The organism is Sorangium sp. KYC3313, from assembly GCF_052075895.1.
In the GTDB taxonomy this organism is placed as follows: domain Bacteria; phylum Myxococcota_A; class Polyangia; order Polyangiales; family Polyangiaceae; genus Sorangium; species Sorangium cellulosum_B.
The window spans coordinates 1,059,816-1,081,835 of record NZ_CP197255.1 but is presented as its reverse complement, the minus strand read 5'-3'; the positions used below and the strand labels follow the sequence as shown (position 1 = coordinate 1,081,835).

Here is a 22,020-nt window from a genome sequence, read left to right as displayed (position 1 = left end):
GGAGCTTCGTCTCGACGCAGCTCCGCGCGTGGCGCTCACGAGCGCGGCTGAACGCGCTTCGTCGACCCGACTGTGAGCCACGCCGGCGGGGGCCGAAAGGACATCGTCCCCTGCTTTCAGGACACGCAGGCGCAGGGCGGCGCGCCCGGCGCCCGCTCACGCTCGACCGAAGCGCCTCCGGTAGTCCTCCGGCGTGACCTGCAGGGTGCGCTGGAACGCGCGCCGCATCCGCTCGTCCGTGCCGAAGCCGCAGTCGCGCGCGAGCTCCTTCATCGACGCTCGGCCCCCCTCCAGGCAGGAGCGCGCCTGCTCCAGGCGGGCCGCCTCGACGAATTTTGCCGGGGTCATCCGCATGGCCCGGGTGAACGTCCGCGCGAAGTTGCGCGGGCTCATCCCGGCCCTCTCCGCCAGCGCCTCGACGCGCAGGTCGGCGTCGAGGTGCCGGAGGATCCAGTCGATCACGCCCTGCAGCGGGCCCGTGGCGACCGTCTGCGCGAGGAGCGGGCGGCTGAACTGGGACTGTCCACCCGGGCGCTTGAGGAAGACCACGAGCCCCCGCGCCACCATGAGCGCCATGTCGTATCCGAGATCCTCTTCCACCATCGAGAGCGCGAGGTCGATGCCCGCTGTCATGCCCGCCGACGTGTAGATCTTCCCGGACCGCACGAAGATCGCGTCGGGGTCGACCTCGACGCCGGGAAACTCGCGCGCGAGCGCGGCCGCGGAATGCCAGTGGGTGGCCGCCCGGCGCCCCGTGAGCAGCCCCGCGGCGGCGAGGAGGAAGGCGCCGGTGCAGACGGCGCCCATGCGCCGCACCTCGGGCGTCGTCGCGCGCAGCCAGGCGAGCAGCCGGGCGTCCCGCGTCGCTTCACGGGTCTCGCCCCCGGCGACAAGCACCGTATCGATGCCGGGGGCCAGATCCGCGAGCGCCTTGTGGGCGACGATCTGCACCCCCGACAGCGTCCGGATCACGCCGCCGTCCACGGCCGCGATCTCGACCGCATAGGCGGGGGGAGCGCCGGGCACCTTGGTGCTGGCGATGTCCGAGGCCAGGGCGAATACGTCGGTTGGCCCCACCACGTCGATGGCGCTCGCGCCGTCGTAGGCCACGGCCACGACCCTGCGCGTCGGGCCATGGCGATGCGCGCGCGGCGTGGCAGAGGGAGCGGATTTCGATGCAGGGAGCCGCTTCACGCGACGACGGTAGCTGGCTGGCCGATGGCCGTGAAGATAAAGTACCTGCATTTCCTGCCAAAGAGGCCGATATGATACGGATGACGAACGTCACCAAGGTCTACCGGCGCGGCCTGTTCGAGACCCACGCGCTCGCCGGGTTCACGCTGCACGTCGCGCGCGGCGAGTTCCTCGCCGTGATGGGCCCCTCCGGCTCCGGCAAGACGACGTTCCTCAACGTCGCCGGGTTGCTCGATCCATTCGACGGGGGCGAGTACCTCCTCGACGGCGAGCCGATTCAGGGGCTCTCCGATGCCCGTGCGAGCGCGATCCGGAACCGGAAGATCGGCTTCGTGTTCCAGAGCTTCCAGCTCATCGCCGACCTCGATGTGTTCGACAACATCGACGTGCCGCTGCGGGTCCGGGGCCTGGGCGCGCGTGTGCGGCGCGAGCGCGCCCTGCGCGCGCTCGAGGGCGTCGGCCTGAGCGCGCGGCTCCGCCACCGGCCCAGCGAGCTCTCGGGCGGCCAGCAGCAGCGCGTCGCGATCGCGCGCGCGCTGGTCGGCGAGCCCTCGCTCCTCCTGGCCGACGAGCCCACCGGCAACCTCGACTCCCGCTCGGCGCGGCAGATCCTCGATCTGCTCCAGCGCATCCACGCCGGCGGCACGACGATCGTCATGACCACGCACGACCCCGAGCTGGCGGCGCGGGCGCGCCGCAGGGTCCACGTGCTCGACGGCAAGCTCATCGATCCCTGGGCCCCCGCGCCGCCGGCGCCGCCCTCGGAAGCTTCGCCCGAGGGCCTCCCGTGACGGCTGGCGACGCGCTCCGGATGGCCCTCAGGAGCCTCGGCCGGCAGCCGGGGCACACCGCCATCATGCTGCTCGCGTTCACGCTCGGCCTCGCGGCGTGGACGGCGTCGCGCGCGGTCCTCCACGAGCGCACGTCCGACCCGCTCGCCTCCGTGCGCGGGATCTACCACGTGTCCATCCGGCGGGAGCGCGGCGAGCCCACGGACCCGAGGGCGATCGATCCCCCGGCCTTGCGCGACCGCGTCCTCCTCGAGAGCCCCCACCCCTCGCGCGCGTCGGACGTCTACGCCGTCGTGGCCGCTGGGAGCGCGGACGACGGTCCGCTCGTCCCGATCCGGGTCGTCTTTTGCACCCGCGATCTCTTCGGGATGGTGGGCGCTTCGGTCCAGAGCGGCGCGACCTGGTCGCCGGCGGACGGCGCCGGGCGGGAGCGCCCCCTGATGCTCTCCGAGACGGCGGAGCGCGCGCTGTTCGTCGGAGCGAGCGGCGTCGGCCGCACGCTCCGGCTGTTCGGCGAGCCGTTCCGGGTGGTCGGCGTCGTCGCGGTCCCGGCCCCCGCCGGCGCGCGGTCCCCGCGCATCCCCCTGGTCTTCGCGCCGAGCGCCGCCGGCATCGCGCTCGGCGTGCGGCCCGTGGTGGTCCGCGAGACCGAGGATCCGGGCGGCAGCTTCGACGCGCTCGCGGCCTCGGACAACGGTTGGCTGGATCTCCTGGTCGAGCTCCGCGACGAGCCCCGCCGCGCAGCGTTCCAGGCCGAGCTCGACGCCCACGTCGAGCGCGAGCGCGCGCGCGGCCGGCGCGTCCTCGGGGCCGAGCTCGTGCCGCGCGAGCGCCTGCACGCGCTCCGCGCCGACGACCCCGGCACGACCCTGTTCGCCCTGCTCGCCGACGTGCTCCTCGGCGCCTGCACGCTCAACGTCGCGCGGCTGATCGAGGGGAAGTTCCGCGCGAGGCGCGCCGAGATCGCCGTCTACCGCGCGTTCGGCGCGAGCGCCCGCGACGTGTTCCTCGGGCTCCTGACCGAGGTGGCGCTCGTGGCCGCGAGCGCCGCCGCGCTCGCCGTCGGCCTGGCCGCGGCGGCGCTCGCGCTCGTCAACCGCGTCATCCACCTCCGGCCCGTCGATTTCCACCTGGACGCGCGCTCCGCCGGAGCGGCGCTCGTGGCCGCGATGGCCGCCGGCCTCCTCGCCGGCGCGTACCCGGCCTGGCGCGCGGCGAGGACACCCCCGGCCGAAGGGCTCCGGCGATCGTGCTAGGCCCCCTCGTCAGGGCGCTTGCGCGCCAGAAGATGCCCGCGCTCCTGATGGTGCTCGAGACCGGCTTCGGCTTCGCCGTGGCCGTGCACGCCTCGGGGCTCGCCCTCCATTTCACCCGCGCCGCGTCCGTGCCGCGCGGCATCGAGACGCGCTCGCTGCTGCTCGCCGTGACCGAGCGCGACGGCCCGAACCTCGCGTCCCGCGGCGAGCACGCGGCCGCGGTCCGCCGCGACACCGAGGCCCTCGCGCGCGTCGCCGGGGTCCGCGGCGCTGCCGAGGCGACCGCGGCGCCGTTCAACCTCACGCACCGGGAGACCGTCGAGACGACCTCTCCGGGCGGCCGGCGCGCCCTCGCCTGGATGCTCGACGACCGCGGCGGCGTCGCCGCGGTCCTCGGTCTCGCCCCGCTCGCGGGGCGCCCGCTCGCCCCAGGGGACGCCGCGTCCGCGGCGATGGCCGCCGTGGACGCCACGCCCGCTGTCGTCACGCAGGTGCTCGCGGCGCGCCTCTTCCCGGACGGCGGCGCGGTCGGGCAGATCGTGCGCCGGAGCGCCCGGCAAAGGCCGCTCGTCATCGTCGGCGTCGTGCCACCGTTCCGCGCCTCGATGGGGCCCGATCCCGACGCCGAGAGCGTCCTCTTCGCGGCCGAGGGGCCCCAGCTCGGCCGCACGCTGACGTACCTCGTCCGGCTCGGCCCGGACGCCGGCGACGGCGCCGCGGCGGCGGTACGCGAGGCCCTCGAGCGCGCCGATCCGCGCCGCGTCGCGCTCGTGCGCAGGCTCGACGAGGGCGCCGATCTCGACACCGGCACGAACCGCGGCGCGGGCGGCCTGGCCCTCGTGATCATCGGGATGATGCTCGTCGTCGTCTTCCTGGGGCGCATCGGGATGGCCTCGCTGCTCGTGGCCGAGCGCCGCCAGGCCCTCGGCATCCGTCGCGCCCTGGGCGCGACCCGCGGAGACGTCGCGCGCCTCGTGCTCGCCGAGAACGCGCTGCTCACGACGGCCGGCCTCGCCGTCGGCGCCGCCGCCCTCGCGGCGCTCCGGGCGGTAGCGCGCGCCGTCGCCCCCGAGCTCGAGGTGCCCCTCGATCCGAAGGTCGTGGGCCTCGTCGCCGCGGCCGTCTGGCTGGTCGGCATGGCCGCGGCGCTCCTGCCCGCACGCCGCGCGAGCGCTGTCTCTCCCGCGGAGGCGTCACGCTCATGAGGCGGCTTCATCTGCTCCGCGGGTCGCAGAGGCTCGACGTGCTCCGCTCATTCCGCGCGCTCCACGCGAGGCTCCGCGTGCCCCTCCAGGTCCGCCTCGCCGCCGTGGTCGTCCTGACCGCCGCCGCCGCCTGCGCCGGGAGCCTCGTCGCCGCGCGATCGCAGGCGTCCCTGCCCGTGTCCGCCCTTGCGGGGCTCGGGCTCGCCCTGGTCGCCGGCGCGCTCGCCTCCCGCGCGCTGCTCGGGCGCGCGGTCGGCCTGCTCCGCGCGGTGACCGACGGCCTCGCGAGCTTCGCCGAGTCCGACTACACGCAGCGCGTCCGGCACGACCGCCGGGACGAGCTCGGGGATCTCGTCGAGCGCCACAACCGCCTCGGGGACGCCCTGCGTGCGCAGCGCGACGACCTCTACCAGAAGGAGCTCCTGCTCGAGACGGCGCTCGACGCCACCCCCGTCGCGATGGTGCTCCACGACGAGGCGGGCCGGATCGTGTACGGCAACGGCGCCGCGCGCGCCCTCTTCGCCGCGGGCGAGCGCGTCGGCCAGAGGACGCTCTCCGCGCTGCTCGCCGGGGAGCCCGAGGAGCTCCGCGCCGCGATGATCGCCGGGCGGGACGCCCTCGTGTCCGTCGAGCGCCGGGGCGAGATCGAGACGCTGTACGTTGCCCGCCGCGCGTTCCGCCTGAACACCCAGGCGCACGTCCTCGTCTCGGTCCGGTCGCTCACGCGCGAGATCTCGCGCCGGGAGGCGGAGCTCCACAGGAACGCGATCCGGTTGATCAGCCACGAGCTCAACAACTCGCTCGCGCCGATCTCCTCGCTCCTCCACTCGGGCCGCCTCCTGCTCGATCGCCCGGAGCAGCGGGAGCGCCTCGGCGTCGTCTTCGACACCCTCGAGGAGCGGAGCGCGCACCTCGCCCGCTTCCTCGCCGCGTACGCCGAGCTCGCGCGCCTCCCGCCGCCCGCCCCCGAGCGGGTCCCGTGGCGCCCCTTCCTCGAGCGGCTGCGCGGGCTCGCGCCCTTCACGCTGGGCGACGCGCCGGACGAGCCCGGCTTCTTCGATCCAGCGCAGATCCAGCAGCTCCTCCTGAACCTGCTCAAGAACGCCGTCGAGGCCGGGAGCCCGCCCGACCGGATCGAGGTTTCGGTGCGGCGCCTCTCGACGGGCGAGCTCGCGCTCACGGTGGCCGACCGCGGCCACGGGCTCCCGGACGACGCCCCGGGCAAGGCGCTCCTGCCCTTCTACTCGACGAAGCAGCAGGGCCGCGGGCTCGGCCTCGCGCTCTGCCGCGAGATCGCGACCGCGCACGGCGGCGCGCTCGCGCTGCGGCGCCGCGAGGGGGGCGGGGCCGAGGCGGAGTGCCGCCTGCCGCCGGCGCCGGACGAGCGCGCTACTTGAGCTTCCGCTCGATCTGGATCCCGAGCCGGTCCATGCGCCGGTAGAGCCCCTGCCGGCTCAGGCCGAGCGACGCCGCGGCCTTGGCGACGACGCCCCGCGCCTCGACGAGCGCGCGCTCGATCTCGAGGCGCTCGGAGGAGGTCGCGGAGGGCACGGACGACGCGGCGTGCGCCCCAGGCGCCGGCGGCACGCGCGCACCCGCGTCGAGCCCCAGGTCGTGCGGCTCGATCGTCTCGCCCTTGCGCACCAGCGCCGCGCGCGTGAGCCGGTTCTCCAGCTCGCGGACGTTGCCCGGCCAGTCGTGCTCGGCGAGCGCGTGGCGCGCGCGCGGGCCGAGCGCCACCCGCTCGCCGCCCGCCGCGCGCGCGGCGAGGCGATCGAGCAGGTGGCTCGCGATCGGCGCGATGTCCTCGGGGCGATCGCGCAGCGCAGGGATCGCCACTTCTATGACGTTGAGCCTGAAGTACAGGTCTTCGCGGAAGGATCCCTCGGCGATCGCCCGCGGGAGATCGCGGTTGGTCGCGCTCAGCACGCGCACGTCGGCCTTGCGGGTGACGCTGCTCCCGAGGCGCTGGTACTCGCCGGTCTGGAGGACGCGCAGCAGCTTCTTCTGGCCGTTCAGCGACAGCGTGCCGATCTCGTCGAGGAAGAGGGTGCCGCCGTCGGCCTCCTCGAAGCGGCCGGCGCGGAGGCGGGTCGCGCCGGTGAACGCGCCTGGCTCGGCGCCGAACAGCTCCGCCTCGACGAGCTCGTCGGGGAGGGCCCCGGCGTTCACCTTGACGAACGGCCGGCCCCGCCGCCGCGAGTTGGCCTGAACGATGGTGGCGAGGAGCTCCTTCCCGGTCCCGTTCGGCCCGGTGATGAGGACGGGCACGTCCGCGGGCGCGACCTTCACGGCGAGGCTCACGACCTCGTGCATCGCGTCGCTCGCGTACACGAGCCCGGCCAGGTCGTGGCGCTCGGCGAGCCTGTGCCGCGCGCGTCCGCGCTGGGCCAGGAGGCGCGCGTTCTCCTGCTCGAGCGCCCGCAGCCGCGCGAGGTTGCCCACGGTGGCGACGAGCTTCTGGTCGTCCCACGGCTTGGGCACGTAGTCGCTCGCCCCGGCCTTGATCAGCTCGACCGCGCCCGCGATCGACGTGAACGCGGTCATGGCCACGACGGGCAGCTCGGGGTCGACGGCCTTGATCCGGCGGAGCAGCTCCAACCCCTCTTCGCCCGAGGTGGCGCTCTGCCGGAAGTTCATGTCCTGGACCACGGCGCCGAGCTCGTCGCCGAGCACCGCCGCCATCGCCTCGTCGGGCGTGGCGGCGACGCGGACCTCGTGCCCGTGCAGCTCGAGCAGCGTCGTCAGCGCGACGCAGACGGCGGGCTGATCGTCGATGACGAGGATCTTCGGCACCCGGCGAGACTAGCGTGTTCGCCCCCGGGGGCCCGTCACATCCCGTAAGGGTACTTGGCCAGGTCGACCACGCCGCTCGCGCGGACCTGCTGCAGGGCCTTCCCGTACTGGAGGAGCATGCCCAGCGCGTAGCGGAGCCGCTCGCGGATGCGCTCGTCGTCGGGGGACTGCGGCGCCTCCGGGTCGTTGAGGAGGCCGCGGACGTTGCGCACGATCACGTGGTCCGGGATGTAGCAGAGGTACGTGTTCTTGTAGCTGCTCATGCGCAGCTCCGCGATCGGGTAGGCGCCGCCCATGCTCGCGGAGACCCCGACGATGAGCGCGGGCTTGTGCGCGAGCTCGCCCCGGGAGCAGAGGAGGAAGAAGTTCTTCAGTCCGGCGGGGACCATGCCGCCCCACTCCGGCGCGATGATCACGAAGGCGTCGGACGTCTTGAGCTCGGCGGAGATGGGGGCCCAGACGCGCTCCCATTTCTCGGACGGCTGCCAGACCTCCGGGTCCCAGAGCGGAAGCGGGTTGTCGGCGAGATCGAGCGTGTACGTGGAGGACACGTCCGCCGACGACGACAGCTGTTGCTGCACGTGGCGGGCGATCTTCCCCGATTCGGAGCCGTTGCGGTGACTGCCTGAGATGACAGCGAGCTTCATAGGGTCTTGCGTGCGGCCGGCGACGGATCGCGCGGCGCTCCTCGGTGATCGGTGGATTGCGGCGCGATGCTACCCCGCGCTCGCGCGGCGGGTCGAGGAATCGGAGATCTCCGGAGCATCCACCGGCGCGAGGGGGCCGCTCCCGTGCGGGGATGTCCAGCGCGACGCTCGGCGGCTCCTGCGCTGTCGCCGCCGGGGGCGTCCTCGGTTTCTGCGTCGACAGGCGCGCCCGGATCTGCTGGAAGTAGGGAAGGGAAACGGCGGCGGGTGGGCTCACGCTCTGCCGCGCTGGAGCGATGGAGGGCGCGATGGCGGACTGGGATCCTGCGCAGTACCTGAAGTTCGAGGACCAGAGGGCGCGCCCTCCGATTGACCTGCTCGGCCGGGTCGACCTCACCGTGCCGGGCGACATCGTCGATCTCGGGTGCGGGGCCGGCAACATCACCCGCCTCGTGGCCCAGCGCTTCCCGGGCCGGGGGATCCTCGGGGTCGACAGCTCTCCGGAGATGCTGGCGCAGGCGCGCGCCGCGCTGCCCGGGGCGCGGTTCGTCGAGGGGGACATCGCGCGCTTCGCTCCGTCCGCGCCGCCCGCGCTGATCTTCAGCAACGCCGCGCTGCACTGGCTCGACGACCACCAGGCGCTGTTCCCGGCGCTGCTCGGGCGGCTCGCGGCCGGCGGCGTGCTGGCGGTGCAGATGCCGAGGAACCACGGCGCGCCGTCGCACACGGCGATGGTGGAGGCGAGCCGGTTGCCTCGCTTCCGCGACAGGCTGGCGGCGGTGGTGAGGGAGAGCCCGGTCGCGGCGCCGGCGGCGTATTACGGGATGCTGGCGCCGCACGCGGCGCGGCTCGACATCTGGGAGACGGAGTATCTGCACGTCCTCGAGGGCGTGAATCCGGTCGTCGAGTGGACCAAGGGGACGGCGCTGCGGCCGCTGCTCGCGGCGCTCGATGAGCAGGAGCGGGCCGAGTTCCTGGAGGAGTACGGCGGGCGGGTGGCGGCGGCGTATCCGAAGGCGGCGGACGGGAAGACGCCGTTTCCGTTCCGGCGGCTGTTCCTCGTCGCCACGGCGCGGTGAGCGCCGCCGCCGCGCGGATCAGCGCGTGTACTCGATGGCGCCGACGCCTTCGGCCTCGGGGAGCACGGTCACGAGCGCCTGCGCTCCGACGGACGCTGACGAGAGCGAGGAGCGGACGGCGACGAGCCATGTCCGGTCGCTCCTGCGCGCGACGAGGATGGCGCAGCGCTCGCCCTGGGGCGCGCCCGCGCGCGCCTCGGCCTCCTGGACCACGCGCGCCCCGGAGGCGTCGCAGCCCTGGACGTCGAACTTGCGGTTCAACAGCGCGGTGAGCGCCATGCTGGCGGCCTTCTTCGCGGTGACCTCTTCGGCCGTCGGGGCCGCGGGGGGCGGCGCCGGGGCGCACCCGGCGGAGAGCGCTGCGAGGAGGGGTATCCACCGTGCGATGGTGCGTGTCACGGCCCTGTCCTATCGCGGCGGCGCCGCCACGGGAAGCCCTCGGCGTGTCCGGAATCGTGTCCGGGTCCTCCGGTCCTCGCGACCGCAGACTACCCGCAACGAATTCAAGGAGAACGCCGATGTCTTCCCTCACGCACTACCTGGTCATCGATCTCGAGGCGACCTGCAGCGACGACCCCTCCTTCCCCCGCGACGAGATGGAGATCATCGAGGTCGGCGCCGTGCTCGTCGATGCCGGCACCCTGCGACCCGCCGCCGAGCTGCAGTGCTTCGTGCGCCCGATCCGACACCCGCGCCTCTCGGCGTTCTGCATGCGGCTGACGAGCATCCGCCAGGCCGACGTCGACGCCGCCCCGCGCTTCCCCGCGGCGGCGGCGCGGCTGAGGGAGCTGGTGCGCGGAAAACAGGCGCTCTTCTGCTCCTGGGGCGGCTACGACAAGCGGCAGATCGAGCGCGATGCCCGCCGCCACGGGGTGGCGCTGCCCTTTGGCGGCGATCACCTCAACCTCAAGCGGGCCTTTGCCCGCCGCCTCGGCGCCGAGCGCGAGCTCGGCGTGGGGCAGGCCCTGCGCCGGGTCGGCCTCTCGTTTCAGGGGACGCAGCACCGCGCCATCGACGACGCGCGCAACATCGCGCGGCTCCTTCCGCACGCGCTGGGCCTCGAGCCCCACCCCGCCGGCGTTCCCGGGAGCCCCGCCGTCACCGGCCCTCCGGCGGCGTCTCCGGGGCCTCCGGCGCCTCCAGCGCCGCGAGGAGCGCGGTGAGCCCCTTCTTCAGCGAGGCCATCTGTTTCTCCCCCAGGGCTCGCGTGAGCTCCTCCTCCAGCTCCTGCAGCACCCCGAGCCCGTGGAGGAGCATCTTCAGCCCGTGCGGCGTGAACCGCACCCGCTTCGCCCGCCGGTCGTCCGGATCGGGCGTCCGCTCCACCACGCCCGCCGCCTCGAGCTCCTCCACGAGCTGACCCACCGCCTGCTTCGTCACGCCGGCGCGCTCCGCCAGGTCGATCTGCCGCGTGCCCTCGAGGTCGATGTACGGCATGAGCGCCGTGTGCGCCCGGCGCACCCCGGTCGCGCCGCGCCGGGCGACGCGCGCCACCGCCCGCTCGTCGAGCAGCCGCGCCGAGCGGAGCAGGAGCTGCCCGAGGCTCGCGCGCTTGCGCCGCTCGAGCTCGGCGACGTCGCATGGATCGAAGTCGTGCTTGTTCATGATGGTCAACTTGCTTGACCAAATGGTCAAGCTGGTTTACCAATTGAAACATGCTGCGACGGCTCGATCAATCCCTCTGGGTTGCGGAAGACACGTTGAAGGTGGGGTTTCTCCGGTTTCCGGTGCGATCTCCGGTCGTGCGCCTCGAGGACGGCGGGCTGCTGCTGTTCTCGCCGCTCCCGAGCGTGGAGCGGGAGGCGGACGAGATCCGCGCGCTCGGCGAGGTGCGGGCGATCGTGGCGCCGAACCTGCTGCACCACCTCGGCCTCTCGCCGGCGGCGCGGCTGTTCCCGGGGGCGCGGCTGTTCGGCGCACGGGGGCTCCGCGAGAAGCGCCCTGACGTGACGTTCACCGGCGCGCTCGATGGCGCGTCCGACCCGCTCTGGTCGGCGGAGATTGACCAGGCGGCGGTCGGCGGGATGCCGAAGCTCGAGGAGACGGTCTTCTTCCACAGGCCGAGCAGGACGCTCTTCGTCTGGGATCTCTGCTTTCACATCGCGCAGAGCGAGCACCTCCCGACGCGCCTCTTCATGCGCCTGAACGGCGCTTACGGGCGCTTCGGCCCGTCGCGCATCGCGCGCTCGATGATGCGCGATCGCGCGGCGGTGCGCGCCTCGGTGGAGCGGATGCTCGCGTGGGCGCCGGAGCGCATCGTGGTGGCGCACGGCGACGTCGTCGAGCGCGGCGGTCGAGACGCGCTGCAGGGCGCGTTCGAGCGGGTGCTCTGACGTCCCTGACGTGGAGCGGCGCGCGGGCGCCGGTGCGGTAGGACTGTGGCCTGGCCATGAAGATCAGGACGGTCCGGCGATGGGCGCCCAGTCGACACGAGCGGGCATGACGTGCAGACGTTGCGGGAGATCCATGGCCGCGCGCCCGGCGGCGAGTTCCTGGAGTGGGCCCTCGCGCGGGGCATCCTGGCGCGCGCGGGGGAGGGGCAGGGCGAGGCGGAAGCGATCACCCGCGGGCCGCGCTTCGGCGACGTGCGGCAGTTCTGCCCGGACGAGGCCGAGCTCGCCGAGCTGCTCGCGGCCACGCCCGCCGCCCACGGCTTCGCCACCGCCGGCCCGCGCCCGGCCAACGCGGTGAGCCGCCGCGGGGCAGCGATGCTGCCGGGATGTCGTGCTTCGGCGATGCGCCGAACTTGCGCGTGTAATCGCGGCTGAACTGCGCCGCGCTCTCGTAGCCGACGTCGAACGCCGCCGCGGAGACCGAGAGCGTGCCGGCCCGCAACAGGCGGCGGGCCTCGAGGAGCTGGAGGCCCTTTCGATACTGAAGCGGTGATGACGCCGTGATCGCCTTGAAGTGCTTGTGAAACGAAGACGCGCTCATCCCGACGCTGCGCGCGAGATTGGGGATCTCGACGGGCGATCGAAAGTCACGCCGCAGCTGTGCGATCGCGCGCGCAATGGCGCTGGCGTGGCTGTCACGGCGGATCAGGTCGCGCAACATGCCGCCAAACGGCGCTGTCGCGAGCCGGTAGTGGATCTCGCGCGAGACGAGCGGACCAAGCACCGCTGCGTCCGTCCGCGTGCCCACGAGCGCGAGATAGCGATGGAGCGCGTCGACGAGCCTGGCATCGCAGGTGTGGACCGCGAGCGAGCGAGACCCCGCGGCGGAGGGAGGCGAATCGGCCATCGCCTCGACCAGGTCGCGCAGCGTCTCCAGCTCGACATCGAACAGCAGCACGAGGTACGGGGCCTTCGTGACGCGCGCGATCACCGGAAGGTCGTGGCTGATGAGCAGACACTCGCCAACGCCCATCGGAAACGAATCGGCTCCCAGGAGCGTTTCTTTTCGCCCCTGGAGCACAAGGCCCATGACCGGCTCGTAGACCGCGGCTTCGAACGAGGTCGGCTGGTGGTGCCGGAGGATGCCGAGGTTCTTCAGCGGTCGCACGTACTGGCTAGCGCGGTCCTTCGGGCGAGGGAGCTGGCTTGCAGCGAGCTCGGCGAGCGCCGCCAGGTTCATGCGGCGAGCGTAGCACCCTCACGCTTTTCTGTCCCCGGCGAGAGGATCGAGCAAGAAGCAGAGAGCTACCGGCAAGCATCTCGCGACGTGCGGTCGTACGTTGAGCTCATGGCGAACAACATGCTGACCGTGCATCACCTCGGTCGTTCCCAGTCGGAGCGGATTGTCTGGCTCTGCGAGGAGCTCGGGCTCGACTATGCGCTGAAACGGTATGAGCGTCGAAAGGACAACAGGATGGCGCCGCCGGAATACAAGGCGCTTCACCCGATGGGGACGGCGCCGATCCTCACCGACGGGCAGCTGGTGCTCGGCGAATCCGGCGCGATCGCTGAATATCTGATCGCGACCCATGGCGAGGGGCGGCTCGCCGTGCAGCGCCGCCAGCCCGGGTTCGCCGACTATCTCTACTGGTTCCACTTTGCCAACGGGACCTTGCAGCCGGCCGTCCTGCGGGTGTGGTACCTGGAGCGCGTCGATGCGTCCGAGAAGAATGCGGCGCTGCATGCGGCGAAGGAGCGGTTCGACCTGATCCTCTCCACATTGGAGAAGCGTCTGGGGGAGGCGCCTTATCTCGCCGGTCCGGAGCTGACGGCGGCGGACATCATGACGGTGTTCTCGCTGACCACCATGCGGCTGTTCAAGCCGTACGATCTCTCGCGGTGGTCGAACATCCTGGCTTATCTGCAGCGCATCGGCGCACGCCCCGCGTATCAGCGCGCGATGAAGAAGGCGGATCCGGACATGACGCCGTTGCTCGGGGCCACTCCATGACCGAGGAGGCCGCCTGCCGTGGGCTTGATCCACGGGTCTGCTGCCCATTTGGAACGAGAAGCCGGGGTCCACGAAATGTCCGGTTTCTCCAATCGGAGGCCGCGGGCGCGTGGCATGAACACCCCATGACCCACCTCGACGCCACGATGGGCCGCTCCCCGCTCCTATCGACTCCGCTGGGCAAGACCGGGCCCAGCGTCTTTCCCGTCGGCCTCGGCTGCATGGCGATGTCCGGCGCCTACGGCCCGGCCGAGGACGCCGAGAGCGTGGCGACGATCCGCCACGCCATCGAGCGAGGGATCACCCTGATCGACACCGGAGACTTCTACGGCAACGGGCACAACGAGCTCCTCATCCGGCGCGCGATCGAGGGGGTGCGCGACAAGGTCCAGCTGTCGGTGAAGTTCGGCGCGATGCGCGGCCCGGACGGCGCCGCGCTGGGCATCGACGCCCGCCCTGCGGCCGTGAAGAACTTCGCGGCGTACAGCCTGCATCGGCTGGGCGTGGAGGTCATCGATGTGTACCGCCCCGCGCGCCTCGACCCTCAGGTGCCCATCGAGGACACCGTCGGGGCGATCGCCGACCTCATCAAGGCCGGCTTCGTCCGGCATGTCGGGCTGTCCGAGGTGGGTATCGAAACGATCCGGCGCGCGAGCAAGGTGCACCCGATCGTGGACCTGCAGATCGAGTATGCGATCGCGACGCGCGGGCCCGAGGCGTCTATCTTCCCCGCGCTCGCAGAGCTCGGGATGAGCGCGACGCTCTACGGGGTCTTCGCGCGGGGGCTGCTCACCGGCAGCAAGCCCTCGGGAAAGGGGGACTTCCGGCAGTACATGCCACGCTTCGCAGGCGAACAGGGGGCCAAGAACGCGAGTGTGGTCGAGAAGCTCCACGCCTTCGCCGGCGAGCGCGGGATGACGCCGGCTCAGGTCGCGCTCGCGTGGGTGCTGGCGAAGCAGCCCACGCTGGTGCCGATCGTCGGGGCCCGCACGCGAGCCCAGCTCGACGACGCCCTCGTGGCCCTCGACAAGCCGCTGTCGGCGAGCGACGTCGCGGCGCTCGAGAGCATCGTGCCAGCGGACGCGATCGGCGGCACGCGCTACCCTGCCCAGCACATGAAGGCGCTCGACAGCGAGCGGTAGCCGATCGACGCGAGCACCCGCGTCGGCTTGAACGGCCCCACGAGAGGCGTAAGAGTACCGAACGTGGCCGCAGCGATGGATCTCCCCACCCTCGCGCTCCCGCGCTTCGTCGAGGACGTCCGTGATGTCGCGGCACCCCCAGGTCGGGTGTTCGACGTCGAGTGGCTTCCCGACGGCAGAACGGGCCTCTTTTTTCGAGCGCTCGAGGGGGGGAACGAGGGGGACGTGTGGGTCGCGGGCCCCCGAACGCGCGCGATATTCAAGAGCAAGACCGGCCTCGCGCGGACGGTCACCCTTCGGTTCAAGCCTGGCTGGTCGGTTCCGCTGCTCGGCGTGGCAGCGAGCGAGCTCACGGACCGGATCGTTCCGCTGGAGGACGTGTGGGGCCGGGCGGGGCGCGAGCTCTGCGGTGAGCTCCTCGCCGCGAGGAGCCGCGCGGACGTGATCGACCGCGTCACCCGGGCGCTCGCCCTTCGCGCCGGCCAACCCTTCGAGGCGGCATCGGGGCAGCTTGCCCGCCGTGCGGTTCGCTTGCTCGAAGGGGGCGAGGTCCGGGTGGAGCGTGTCGCCGATCGGCTCGGCGTCACGGCGCGGCATCTTCGCCGCGCTTTCATCGAGAACGTCGGCATCGGCCCGAAGGAGTTCGCGCGGACCGTCCGCCTGCAACGCGCGGTGCGGATGGCAGCGACCTCGTGCGACTGGGCGCGCATCGCCACGGACGCGGGCTATTATGACCAGGCCCACCTCATCGCCGACTTCCGTCGGCTCGTCGGGCTCACCCCGGGCGCGTTCTTCAAACGCGCGGGCGGACGGACGACCGGTTCTCCTTGCATGCAGGCTGAGGATCGAACTTAGGCCTCTGCGTTCGGCAGGAGAAGGCACCGCACATCGGGCTCCTCGTTCCAGGCATCGGTCACTGCGCTGAGCGGCAGACTCTTGAACGGCGCACGAAAGCCGGCCGCCGGGGCCGCTGCCAAGAGCTCGCCGGCCCCGGCCAGCAGCTCCTTCACGGGAACGCTCCCGATACCGCTGCCGATGAGCTCGAGCCCCGTGCTGCGCAGCATGTCACCCCGGATCGGAATCTCGTCGCCAGCCACGGTCCCCAGCTGAACAAAGCGCAGGCGCGGCTCGCCGGCCCTGGACCCACGGTCCTTCGTCGCGGCCTGGAGAACGCGGACGGCCGGCTCGCCCCACACGAAGTCGAGCACGACACGCCCGGCGGCGTCGTCGACGAGACGCTGGCGCAGCTCGGGAAGCGCCGTCGCGTGGCGCTGGCGGTGCCGCACTTCCTCCTCGCGCCGCACGTGGTCGCCGGCTCGGACCTGGTCGTCACCGTCGGCGCGCGCATGGCCGAGGCCTTCGCGGAGATCCTCCCTTTGCGCGTTGTCGATCCGCCGGTGAAGCTCCCCGGCTTCGAGGTGCGCATGTACTGGCACGAGCGCCACCACCGCGATCCGGCGCAGCAATGGTTCCGCGACGCGGTGCGCGGCGCGGCCGAGCCGTCGTCCATCAGAGCGTGACGCCGAGACGAGGGCGCTCCCGGAGCGCTCCCTCGTAAGACGCCACCTTCGCGCGATGCCTTCTCCCTCCTTGATCCCCCCTGCCGCGCCATGGTTCACTCCGCGCCCATGGACGCGGGGTCGCCGCTGCGAGCGGGCATCGAGGCCAGCAACAGGACAGAATGCGTCGGATCGAGGGAGCGGGCGAGCGTCGCTGCCGGGCCCGCGGCGCGCGCGAGGCGCCCCGGCGCCGTGACGTCCGCGGCGCGGGAGAGGGTTGCCCGCGTCGTCGCGGCGCTCGCGCTCGCCGCCGCCGCCGGCTGCGGCGACGGCGACGGCGACGATCTGCCGGATCCCGGGCCGAGCTCCGGGCTCTCCCCCGAACTGCCGCTCGTCGACCTGCCGGAGGCGGACGCCGCGACGCTGTGTGATTGGGTCGCCGGTCGTTTCGGCGGCTACGGCCGGCGCGTGGACTGCGGCGGCGGCGCGTTCGTCTCGTCCGCGCCCAGCCGCGCCGAGTGCGTCCGCAGCTATCAGGCCGCCGCCGACACCTGCGCGGCCACCATCGGCGTGGTCGAGGCGTGCGTGAACGGCGCCGTCGAGGGCCCCTGCACCGCCCTCCCTGTCGATTGCGTCGAGCTGCTGTTCTGCGCGCGCTGATCTCGGCGCGCCCGATGGCCGCGGACCAGGCTCGATCAGGCCATCACGTGCGGTGCTCGAGTGTGCCACGACGCCGTCGTCCCCTGGCACTTCGATCCGGTCGGCCGTGGCAGGAGTGGCAAGACCTGCTCGGGTTTCCGTGGCCCTGCGCGCGCTGCACGCCCTCATCCACATCGGGTGGAACTTCGTCCCATTTTCGCTTTGCCGCGTTCGTCGGCGGCCGCGTGACGCTCGGTGTTCTGTGGGTGGGGTTCGCCAAGCAGAGCTTGTGAGAGCCGCCCGCGGCGTCGCCTGCCTCGGCGCGACTACGCCTGGTCTCAGCGGAAAGCTGAGTCGAATCCAGAGCCTGAATCGAAATCAGGTCTCTGCTCTCCCCCTCTTCGAATCGAGCCCAGGTTGCTGTCGACCCCTCCTTTGCCCCCGAGGCACCAGGAGGTGAGGGAGCTTGACGGGTCGGAATGGCTTTGCCGAGGTGGCGAGCCTTGGCTCCGCCGAGAGAGCGGAGCGGTGATCCCGTCATCCTTCTGCGATATCGATCACGACCCTGCCCGTGGCGGAGCGCGCCGCGATCGCCTCATGGGCGTCGTGGGCGGTCCCCAGGGTGAAGCGACGGGGATCCAGCAGCGGCCTCAGCGCGCCGGCCTCGGCGAGCCTGCTCGCCTGGCGCAGGATGCCGCCGTGATGGGCTCGCCCCTTCCCGGTCAGCAGCGGCAGCAGCGTGAAGACGCCCGAGTAGGTCGCGCCGCGGAATGACAGCGGCGCGAGCGCGTGCGTCCCCCATCCCAGGCAGCTGACGACGTGGCCATGATAGCGGCGCACCGCATGGAACGAGGCGTCCAAAACGGCGCCGCCCACCGTGTCGTAGACGACGTCAAAGCCTTCACCGTCCGTGTGGGCAGCGACGTAATCCTCCACCGAGCTCGTGGCGTAGTCGATCGCCGTCGCGCCGAGCTTCGAGAGGAGCTCTTTCTTGTCCGCCGAGCCGGTCGCGAACACCTCCGCTCCGCGCGCTCGGGCGAGCTGGACGGCGACATGGCCGACGCCGCCCGCCCCCCCATGAATGAGCACCCTCGACGACGCCGGCGAGATCGATGCCGAGGACGGCCGGCAGCGGCATCCTCGCGTGCGTCGCCTGGCCCGCTCGGATCTTGAGATCGAGCGGATTGACCCCACTCGCCTTGATCCGCACCAGCACCTGGCCTCTGCCGGCGACGGGGCGGGCGACGATCGCGCGCCTTCAACAAGGGGAGACGGTCACCTTCCGCCCGCGGGGGAGCTCGATGACGCCGCGTATCCGGTCGGGGCAGCTCTGCACCGTCGAGCCCGTGGATCCGGCGACCGTCGAGGTGGGCGACATCGTCCTCTGCAAGGTCCGCGGGGCGGAGTACCTGCACCTCGTGAAGGCCATCAGGGACGGACGGTTCCAGATCGCGAACAACCACGGGCACGTGAACGGCTGGATCTCCCCGGCGGCGATCTTCGGCAAGCTCGCCCGCGTGGATCCCTGAGCGGACATGCCCGCCGACCCCGCCGCGAGCGTCGCGGCCGTGCTCGGCTGCGGCGCCGGAGGGCTCGTCGCCCGCCGGCGGCGCCCGATGAGCCGAGCGCGCAGGCCGGATCGCGCTATCCCAGGAGATGGAACCGCAGGAACCCCAGGAGGCTCCTGATCGTCTCTCGCGAAGCCCCGCTGTCGTCGAGCAGATCGAACGCGTGCGGCCCCGCGGCGTGGTTCACGAGCGTCACTGGCAGGTTGCGGGCCAGCGCTCCGGCGACGAAGTCATCGATCGTCTCGTTCAGGTGAGGCATCCTGTCCTGTCCTGCCCTGGCGATGAACAGGGGCAGGTCCGGAGGGAGGTCGTCGAGCGACTTCCCGGCGCACGGGTTGACGAACCGGAACTGCGCCGCCGCCTCCGCGACGCGGGTGGACGCGCCGAGATCGAGCATGAAGCCGTAGCAGAGGGAAGCGCACCGGAGCGAGCCGCTCGCTCCCCGCATCAGCGCCGACAGGGCCATGGGGACGTTGCCGGAGCAGGCCCACAGGCCGATCCGGCGCTCGTCGATCCCGAGCGCAGCGGCGTTCTGCCGGAGGTGATCGAGCAGCGCGTGGAGATCGGACGGCTCCCGGTTCGTGTAATTGATGCCCACGAGGCCGAATGCGGCCACCAGCCGTCCCCACGAGGTGGACTGCCCTATCTCCTTGCGTTTGCAGCCGAACACCGACTCGAACCCCGGATCCGGATATCCGGACACGAAGACGACGGCTGGCGCCCGCGCCACGGCCACCGAGGCTGGTGGAGCGTAGAGGTCGAAGGTCTGGGCGCCTGCGTCGGTCGTCTGGTACGCGATGTCCCTGCGGAGGATGACGGCATCCATGCCGGGGATCTCGAGGACCGCCGTCCTCTTCATCATCTTGTCTCGCTCGGATTCTTGGCTCATCTGTGCTTCTCCCCTGGCTGAGGTGCCGACCAGCGCCGCTCGACGACAGCGCACCGCGAGGGCTGCTCCGGTGACGCAAGAGCGTCCTTCTTTTTCGTCCGTGAATCGAGCGGCTCAGCTCATGGCGCGCTCGCGGCCCCGGCGGCGCGCGACAGCTCGTCGATCGCCCCGAGGAGCGCGTCGCTCTGCTCCGGCGTGCCCACCGTGATCCGCAGCTTGTCCTGGATGCGCGGCGCGTCCCAGTAGCGCACGAAGATCGCGCGGTCGTAGAGCGCCCGGTACATCGCCTGCGCCGACAGCCCTCCTCCCGGCGGGCTCGCCAGGACGAAGTTGCTCTGGCTCGGCTCCACCGTGAACCCCTTCTGCCGGAGCGCCCCCGTGAGCCGGGCGCGCTCGGCGATCACCTTCTCCCAGCTCTTCCTCGCCTCGTCCCGCGCGGACAGCGCCGCGGTCGCCGCGGCCTGCGAGAGGATATCGGTGTTGTAGCTGTCGCGGGCCTTGTCGAGCGTCTCGATGAGCCGCGGGTGCCCGAGCCCGTACCCGAACCTGAGCCCCGCGAGCGAGTACCCCTTGCTCAGGGTCCGCAGCAGAAGCACGTTGTCGAGCCCCCGCGCCGGGTCGAGCAGCGGCGTCGCGTCGAGCTCCGCGAAGTCGACGTACGCCTCGTCGATGAGGAGCACGCCGCGGAACGCCCGCGCGACGCGCTCGAGCTTGTCGAGCGGCTCCTGCCGCCCCGACGGCGCGTGCGGGTTGACGAGGAGCGCGAGCCGGCAGCCGTGCTCGTTCAGGCGCTGCGCGAAATCCTCCGGGACCGACCAGTCCTCCGCGAGGGGGACCTGGGTGATCGTCGTGCCGTGGATCTCCGCGAGCACGTCGTAGAGCGAGTAGGTCGGGTAGGTCTCGCCGATGCCGCGGCCGCCGGGCTCGCAGAACACCGTCACGGCCATGCGAAGCAGCTCGTCGCCGCCGTTCGTGGCGATCACCTGCTCGGGCGACAGGTTATGGAGCCGCGCCGCGGTCTCGCGGAACTGCTGCGCCCGGGGCGGCGGGTACCGGCGGAGCTGATCGGCCGAGACGCCCCGGATCGCCTCCAGCACGGCGGCCGGCGGCGGGTACGGGTTCTCGTTCGTGTTGAGCTTGACCACGTCGGCCCGCTGCGGCTGCTCGCCGGGCGTGTAGGGCGTCAGTCGATGGATGTTGTCGCGTTCGTACAGCATGGGGATGGCCGTCTCTCGCCCACTGGCCCGCCGGAGACAAGCGCCTCGTCGTCCGCATGACGCGCGCGCGGCGCTCGCTCCGGCCGCCCTCGGGGGAGCTCGGCCGGAGGACACGGACGGCGTTGCCCGGGCGCTCGTCGTCCGGGACGCGCACCTCGCCGCGCGCGCGCGGCGAGGTGCGCTGGCTGCGCCGATCGGACTAAGATGCGCCGCATGACGACGACGTCCGAGCCTGAAGTCTTCCTGGTCCTCTCCTGCCTCGGCCCTGATCGGACGGGCATCGTCGCGGAGGTGACCCACTACCTGACGGAGCGCGGCGCCAACGTGGAGGACAGCCGGATGGCGGTGCTCGGCGGCGAGTTCGGCATCCTCCTGCTCGCGTCGGGGCCCCCCGGCGCGATCGAGGCGGTCGAGCGCGAGACGGAGTCGCTCACCCGGGCGACGGGGCTCACGGTGCAGAGCCGCAGGACCAAGAGCCCCGAGTCGCACCGGCGCGCGGCGACCATCCCTTGCGTCATCTCCGTCGACGCGCTCGATCACGAGGGCATCGTGCGCGCGGTGTCGCGCGCGCTCCACGGCGTCGGCGTCAACATCGTCTCGCTCGAGACCTCGGCCTACGAGGCGCCCGTCACCGGCTCGCAGCTCTTCCGGATGGAGGCCCGCGTCGACGTCCCCGCCGGGGTCACCGTCACCCAGCTCCGCAAGGCGATGGATGCGGTCGCGGAGTCCGAGAACCTCGACATCGACGTCCGCTCGCTCATCAAGGGCTGACCGCGTCGCGCGAGAACCGGTATCCTCGCGGCCCATGCCCTTCAGCAATCTGAGCTCCCCCCGCAAGGTGCACGGCCTGGACGCGGAGATCCGAGGCGCCGCGGTCCTCGCGAGCCCCGGGCTCGTCGCGATGGTCTCGACCGATCCGGTGCGCCTCGGCGTCTGCCCTGTCGGCGGCTCCGGCGCGAAGACGACGAACCTGTCGCTGTCCTCGGCGCACGACGTGGCGCTCCTGTCGAAGGACGTCGCCGTGGTGCGGAGCGGCGACGACGCCGTGTGGGCGCTGCTCGGCATCACGCACGGCCCAAAGCTCGATCAGGTCGGCCGGGACGCGCGGCAGCTCGCCACGCGGCCGTCGGGCGAGACGGCGCTCGCGCTCGGCTGGGACGGCAGCGCGACGGAGCTCAAGCTCGACAAGACCGAGGTGAACGGCCGCACGTTCGCGGTGCGCGGCGCCGCGCGGGCGTTCGACCTGACCGAGACCGAGGCGCACGTGGTGATGGACGGCGCGGGGGAGGGCGGCGAGCTCCGCGTCCACCCCGGCGCGACGCCCGAGCCGGGCCCGACGCTCCGCGCCTCGCTGCCGCGCGCGGCCCAGAACCTCGATCGCGTGCGCGGCGGCCCGAAGCTGACGGCGGTGTACAAGCGCGGCGCGAGCGCGGTCTGCGCGGTCGTGAGGTCGTCCGGCAAGCTCGCGGCCAAGATGCTCGCGTTCGCCGATCCCGTCGCCGACGTCGCCGTCCTCGAGTCGAGCCTCTTCGCCGCCTTCGCGGACGGCCGCGTCGCGCTGTTCGACGGCGCCGCCATCGAGGCCGCGTCCGGCGCGCCGCTCGCCCCGACGGCGAGCGTCACGCTCGGCGCCCGCGGCGAGCCGGCCGTGCTCGCGGTCGCAGGCAAGGGGTCGCCGACCCTGTGGGTCGGGACGAGCGCCGGGGAGATCTGGAGCCTTTCGATCGTCCGCAAGCAGGGCGGCTGAGGGGGCG

Annotated in this window: 24 protein-coding genes and 1 pseudogene; 15 read left to right on the top strand and 10 right to left on the bottom strand. The window is 72.5% G+C overall.

The features are described from left to right. Positions 1 to 156: 156 nt before the first annotated feature. On the bottom strand, positions 157 to 1,116 hold the full coding sequence (locus ACSRUE_RS04260) for a GlxA family transcriptional regulator (protein WP_441289903.1): 960 nt from the start codon (positions 1,114 to 1,116) through the stop codon (positions 157 to 159). A gap of 149 nt (positions 1,117 to 1,265) precedes the next feature. Here ACSRUE_RS04260 and ACSRUE_RS04255 point away from each other — a divergent pair, with 149 nt between their 5' ends. The 4 genes from ACSRUE_RS04255 to ACSRUE_RS04240 are packed head-to-tail and all read left to right on the top strand — an operon-like array spanning position 1,266 to position 5,843. Then, complete coding sequence (locus ACSRUE_RS04255) at positions 1,266 to 1,985, top strand: ABC transporter ATP-binding protein (protein WP_441289902.1); 720 nt, start codon at positions 1,266 to 1,268, stop codon at positions 1,983 to 1,985. Positions 1,986 to 2,005: 20 nt separating this feature from the next. Beyond that, positions 2,006 to 3,241: an ABC transporter permease gene (locus ACSRUE_RS04250; protein WP_441289901.1), complete on the top strand. Its 1,236-nt coding sequence runs from the start codon at positions 2,006 to 2,008 to the stop codon at positions 3,239 to 3,241. Beyond that, entirely contained in the window at positions 3,235 to 4,446 is a 1,212-nt protein-coding gene (locus ACSRUE_RS04245) for an FtsX-like permease family protein (protein ID WP_441289900.1), read from the top strand. Before ACSRUE_RS04250 ends, ACSRUE_RS04245 begins: the two co-directional genes overlap by 7 nt. Beyond that, positions 4,443 to 5,843, top strand: coding sequence for a sensor histidine kinase (locus ACSRUE_RS04240; RefSeq protein ID WP_441289899.1), 1,401 nt, complete (start codon positions 4,443 to 4,445; stop codon positions 5,841 to 5,843). Before ACSRUE_RS04245 ends, ACSRUE_RS04240 begins: the two co-directional genes overlap by 4 nt. Here the strand turns inward: ACSRUE_RS04240 and ACSRUE_RS04235 are convergent. Both ACSRUE_RS04235 and ACSRUE_RS04230 read right to left on the bottom strand, forming a co-directional pair. Beyond that, positions 5,836 to 7,242, bottom strand: a complete 1,407-nt coding sequence (locus tag ACSRUE_RS04235) for a sigma-54-dependent transcriptional regulator (RefSeq protein ID WP_441289898.1) — start codon at positions 7,240 to 7,242, stop codon at positions 5,836 to 5,838. The two genes, ACSRUE_RS04240 and ACSRUE_RS04235, sit on opposite strands and share 8 nt — an antisense overlap. A 35-nt stretch (positions 7,243 to 7,277) precedes the next feature. Beyond that, entirely contained in the window at positions 7,278 to 7,889 is a 612-nt protein-coding gene (locus ACSRUE_RS04230; RefSeq protein WP_441289897.1) for an NADPH-dependent FMN reductase, read from the bottom strand. A gap of 308 nt (positions 7,890 to 8,197) precedes the next feature. Here ACSRUE_RS04230 and tam point away from each other — a divergent pair, with 308 nt between their 5' ends. Beyond that, the gene (tam, locus tag ACSRUE_RS04225) at positions 8,198 to 8,968 is read left to right on the top strand and encodes a trans-aconitate 2-methyltransferase (RefSeq protein WP_441289896.1); all 771 of its coding nucleotides are present in this window, start codon (positions 8,198 to 8,200) and stop codon (positions 8,966 to 8,968) included. Between the two features lie 18 nt (positions 8,969 to 8,986). Here the strand turns inward: tam and ACSRUE_RS04220 are convergent, their stop codons facing one another. After that, positions 8,987 to 9,367: a hypothetical protein gene (locus ACSRUE_RS04220; protein WP_441289895.1), complete on the bottom strand. Its 381-nt coding sequence runs from the start codon at positions 9,365 to 9,367 to the stop codon at positions 8,987 to 8,989. A gap of 119 nt (positions 9,368 to 9,486) precedes the next feature. Here ACSRUE_RS04220 and ACSRUE_RS04215 point away from each other — a divergent pair, with 119 nt between their 5' ends. Continuing rightward, the gene (locus ACSRUE_RS04215) at positions 9,487 to 10,131 is read left to right on the top strand and encodes an exonuclease domain-containing protein (RefSeq protein ID WP_441289894.1); all 645 of its coding nucleotides are present in this window, start codon (positions 9,487 to 9,489) and stop codon (positions 10,129 to 10,131) included. Here ACSRUE_RS04215 and ACSRUE_RS04210 read toward each other — a convergent pair. After that, positions 10,067 to 10,573, bottom strand: a complete 507-nt coding sequence (locus tag ACSRUE_RS04210) for a MarR family winged helix-turn-helix transcriptional regulator (RefSeq protein ID WP_441289893.1) — start codon at positions 10,571 to 10,573, stop codon at positions 10,067 to 10,069. The genes ACSRUE_RS04215 and ACSRUE_RS04210 overlap by 65 nt on opposite strands. A gap of 50 nt (positions 10,574 to 10,623) precedes the next feature. Between ACSRUE_RS04210 and ACSRUE_RS04205 the strand changes: the two genes are divergently transcribed. Beyond that, positions 10,624 to 11,301, top strand: coding sequence for a DUF4336 domain-containing protein (locus ACSRUE_RS04205; protein WP_441289892.1), 678 nt, complete (start codon positions 10,624 to 10,626; stop codon positions 11,299 to 11,301). Between the two features lie 226 nt (positions 11,302 to 11,527). Here the strand turns inward: ACSRUE_RS04205 and ACSRUE_RS04200 are convergent, their stop codons facing one another. Further along, complete coding sequence (locus ACSRUE_RS04200) at positions 11,528 to 12,541, bottom strand: AraC family transcriptional regulator (protein ID WP_441289891.1); 1,014 nt, start codon at positions 12,539 to 12,541, stop codon at positions 11,528 to 11,530. Positions 12,542 to 12,661: 120 nt separating this feature from the next. Between ACSRUE_RS04200 and ACSRUE_RS04195 the strand changes: the two genes are divergently transcribed. The 3 genes from ACSRUE_RS04195 (at position 12,662) to ACSRUE_RS04185 (ending at position 15,309) form a co-directional block, all read left to right on the top strand. Then, complete coding sequence (locus ACSRUE_RS04195; RefSeq protein ID WP_441293056.1) at positions 12,662 to 13,312, top strand: glutathione S-transferase family protein; 651 nt, start codon at positions 12,662 to 12,664, stop codon at positions 13,310 to 13,312. Positions 13,313 to 13,437: 125 nt separating this feature from the next. Further along, entirely contained in the window at positions 13,438 to 14,454 is a 1,017-nt protein-coding gene (locus ACSRUE_RS04190; RefSeq protein ID WP_441289890.1) for an aldo/keto reductase, read from the top strand. A gap of 27 nt (positions 14,455 to 14,481) precedes the next feature. After that, the gene (locus ACSRUE_RS04185) at positions 14,482 to 15,309 is read left to right on the top strand and encodes a helix-turn-helix domain-containing protein (RefSeq protein WP_441289889.1); all 828 of its coding nucleotides are present in this window, start codon (positions 14,482 to 14,484) and stop codon (positions 15,307 to 15,309) included. On the opposite strand, the gene ACSRUE_RS04180 is transcribed toward ACSRUE_RS04185, so the two are convergent. Beyond that, positions 15,306 to 15,740 (bottom strand): hypothetical protein, encoded by a 435-nt coding sequence (locus tag ACSRUE_RS04180; protein ID WP_441289888.1) that lies wholly within the window; start codon positions 15,738 to 15,740, stop codon positions 15,306 to 15,308. The two genes, ACSRUE_RS04185 and ACSRUE_RS04180, sit on opposite strands and share 4 nt — an antisense overlap. Here ACSRUE_RS04180 and ACSRUE_RS04175 point away from each other — a divergent pair. Both ACSRUE_RS04175 and ACSRUE_RS04170 read left to right on the top strand, forming a co-directional pair. Beyond that, the gene (locus ACSRUE_RS04175) at positions 15,732 to 15,974 is read left to right on the top strand and encodes a hypothetical protein (RefSeq protein ID WP_441289887.1); all 243 of its coding nucleotides are present in this window, start codon (positions 15,732 to 15,734) and stop codon (positions 15,972 to 15,974) included. The two genes, ACSRUE_RS04180 and ACSRUE_RS04175, sit on opposite strands and share 9 nt — an antisense overlap. A 231-nt stretch (positions 15,975 to 16,205) precedes the next feature. Beyond that, positions 16,206 to 16,613, top strand: a complete 408-nt coding sequence (locus ACSRUE_RS04170; protein ID WP_441289886.1) for a hypothetical protein — start codon at positions 16,206 to 16,208, stop codon at positions 16,611 to 16,613. A 516-nt stretch (positions 16,614 to 17,129) separates the two neighbouring features. Here ACSRUE_RS04170 and ACSRUE_RS04165 read toward each other — a convergent pair. Then, positions 17,130 to 17,841: pseudogene (locus ACSRUE_RS04165) on the bottom strand (zinc-binding dehydrogenase). Positions 17,842 to 17,893: 52 nt separating this feature from the next. Between ACSRUE_RS04165 and ACSRUE_RS04160 the strand changes: the two are divergent. Beyond that, the gene (locus tag ACSRUE_RS04160) at positions 17,894 to 18,121 is read left to right on the top strand and encodes a hypothetical protein (RefSeq protein WP_441289885.1); all 228 of its coding nucleotides are present in this window, start codon (positions 17,894 to 17,896) and stop codon (positions 18,119 to 18,121) included. A 115-nt stretch (positions 18,122 to 18,236) separates the two neighbouring features. Here the strand turns inward: ACSRUE_RS04160 and ACSRUE_RS04155 are convergent, their stop codons facing one another. Next, a complete protein-coding gene (locus ACSRUE_RS04155; protein WP_441289884.1) occupies positions 18,237 to 19,049 on the bottom strand; it encodes an alpha/beta hydrolase in 813 nt (270 codons plus the stop codon). A 119-nt stretch (positions 19,050 to 19,168) separates the two neighbouring features. Continuing rightward, positions 19,169 to 20,266, bottom strand: coding sequence for a histidinol-phosphate transaminase (gene hisC / locus ACSRUE_RS04150; protein WP_441289883.1), 1,098 nt, complete (start codon positions 20,264 to 20,266; stop codon positions 19,169 to 19,171). 213 nt (positions 20,267 to 20,479) lie between these two features. Between hisC and ACSRUE_RS04145 the strand changes: the two genes are divergently transcribed. Further along, complete coding sequence (locus ACSRUE_RS04145; protein WP_437529497.1) at positions 20,480 to 21,037, top strand: glycine cleavage system protein R; 558 nt, start codon at positions 20,480 to 20,482, stop codon at positions 21,035 to 21,037. 34 nt (positions 21,038 to 21,071) lie between these two features. Continuing rightward, on the top strand, positions 21,072 to 22,013 hold the full coding sequence (locus ACSRUE_RS04140; RefSeq protein WP_441289882.1) for a hypothetical protein: 942 nt from the start codon (positions 21,072 to 21,074) through the stop codon (positions 22,011 to 22,013). Positions 22,014 to 22,020 lie beyond the last annotated feature (7 nt).

Bases quoted from the DNA above. Each gene is read 5' to 3' on its own strand.
- ACSRUE_RS04255 (WP_441289902.1), top strand. From the start codon at position 1,266: ATGATACGGATGACGAACGTCACCAAGGTCTACCGGCGCGGCCTGTTC.
- ACSRUE_RS04250 (WP_441289901.1), top strand. From the start codon at position 2,006: ATGGCCCTCAGGAGCCTCGGCCGGCAGCCGGGGCACACCGCCATCATG.
- ACSRUE_RS04240 (WP_441289899.1), top strand. From the start codon at position 4,443: ATGAGGCGGCTTCATCTGCTCCGCGGGTCGCAGAGGCTCGACGTGCTC.
- ACSRUE_RS04230 (WP_441289897.1), bottom strand. From the start codon at position 7,889: ATGAAGCTCGCTGTCATCTCAGGCAGTCACCGCAACGGCTCCGAATCG.
- tam (WP_441289896.1), top strand. From the start codon at position 8,198: ATGGCGGACTGGGATCCTGCGCAGTACCTGAAGTTCGAGGACCAGAGG.
- ACSRUE_RS04215 (WP_441289894.1), top strand. From the start codon at position 9,487: ATGTCTTCCCTCACGCACTACCTGGTCATCGATCTCGAGGCGACCTGC.
- ACSRUE_RS04210 (WP_441289893.1), bottom strand. From the start codon at position 10,573: ATGAACAAGCACGACTTCGATCCATGCGACGTCGCCGAGCTCGAGCGG.
- ACSRUE_RS04205 (WP_441289892.1), top strand. From the start codon at position 10,624: ATGCTGCGACGGCTCGATCAATCCCTCTGGGTTGCGGAAGACACGTTG.
- ACSRUE_RS04200 (WP_441289891.1), bottom strand. From the start codon at position 12,541: ATGAACCTGGCGGCGCTCGCCGAGCTCGCTGCAAGCCAGCTCCCTCGC.
- ACSRUE_RS04195 (WP_441293056.1), top strand. From the start codon at position 12,662: ATGCTGACCGTGCATCACCTCGGTCGTTCCCAGTCGGAGCGGATTGTC.
- ACSRUE_RS04190 (WP_441289890.1), top strand. From the start codon at position 13,438: ATGACCCACCTCGACGCCACGATGGGCCGCTCCCCGCTCCTATCGACT.
- ACSRUE_RS04160 (WP_441289885.1), top strand. From the start codon at position 17,894: ATGACGCCGCGTATCCGGTCGGGGCAGCTCTGCACCGTCGAGCCCGTG.
- ACSRUE_RS04155 (WP_441289884.1), bottom strand. From the start codon at position 19,049: ATGAGCCAAGAATCCGAGCGAGACAAGATGATGAAGAGGACGGCGGTC.
- hisC (WP_441289883.1), bottom strand. From the start codon at position 20,266: ATGCTGTACGAACGCGACAACATCCATCGACTGACGCCCTACACGCCC.
- ACSRUE_RS04145 (WP_437529497.1), top strand. From the start codon at position 20,480: ATGACGACGACGTCCGAGCCTGAAGTCTTCCTGGTCCTCTCCTGCCTC.
- ACSRUE_RS04140 (WP_441289882.1), top strand. From the start codon at position 21,072: ATGCCCTTCAGCAATCTGAGCTCCCCCCGCAAGGTGCACGGCCTGGAC.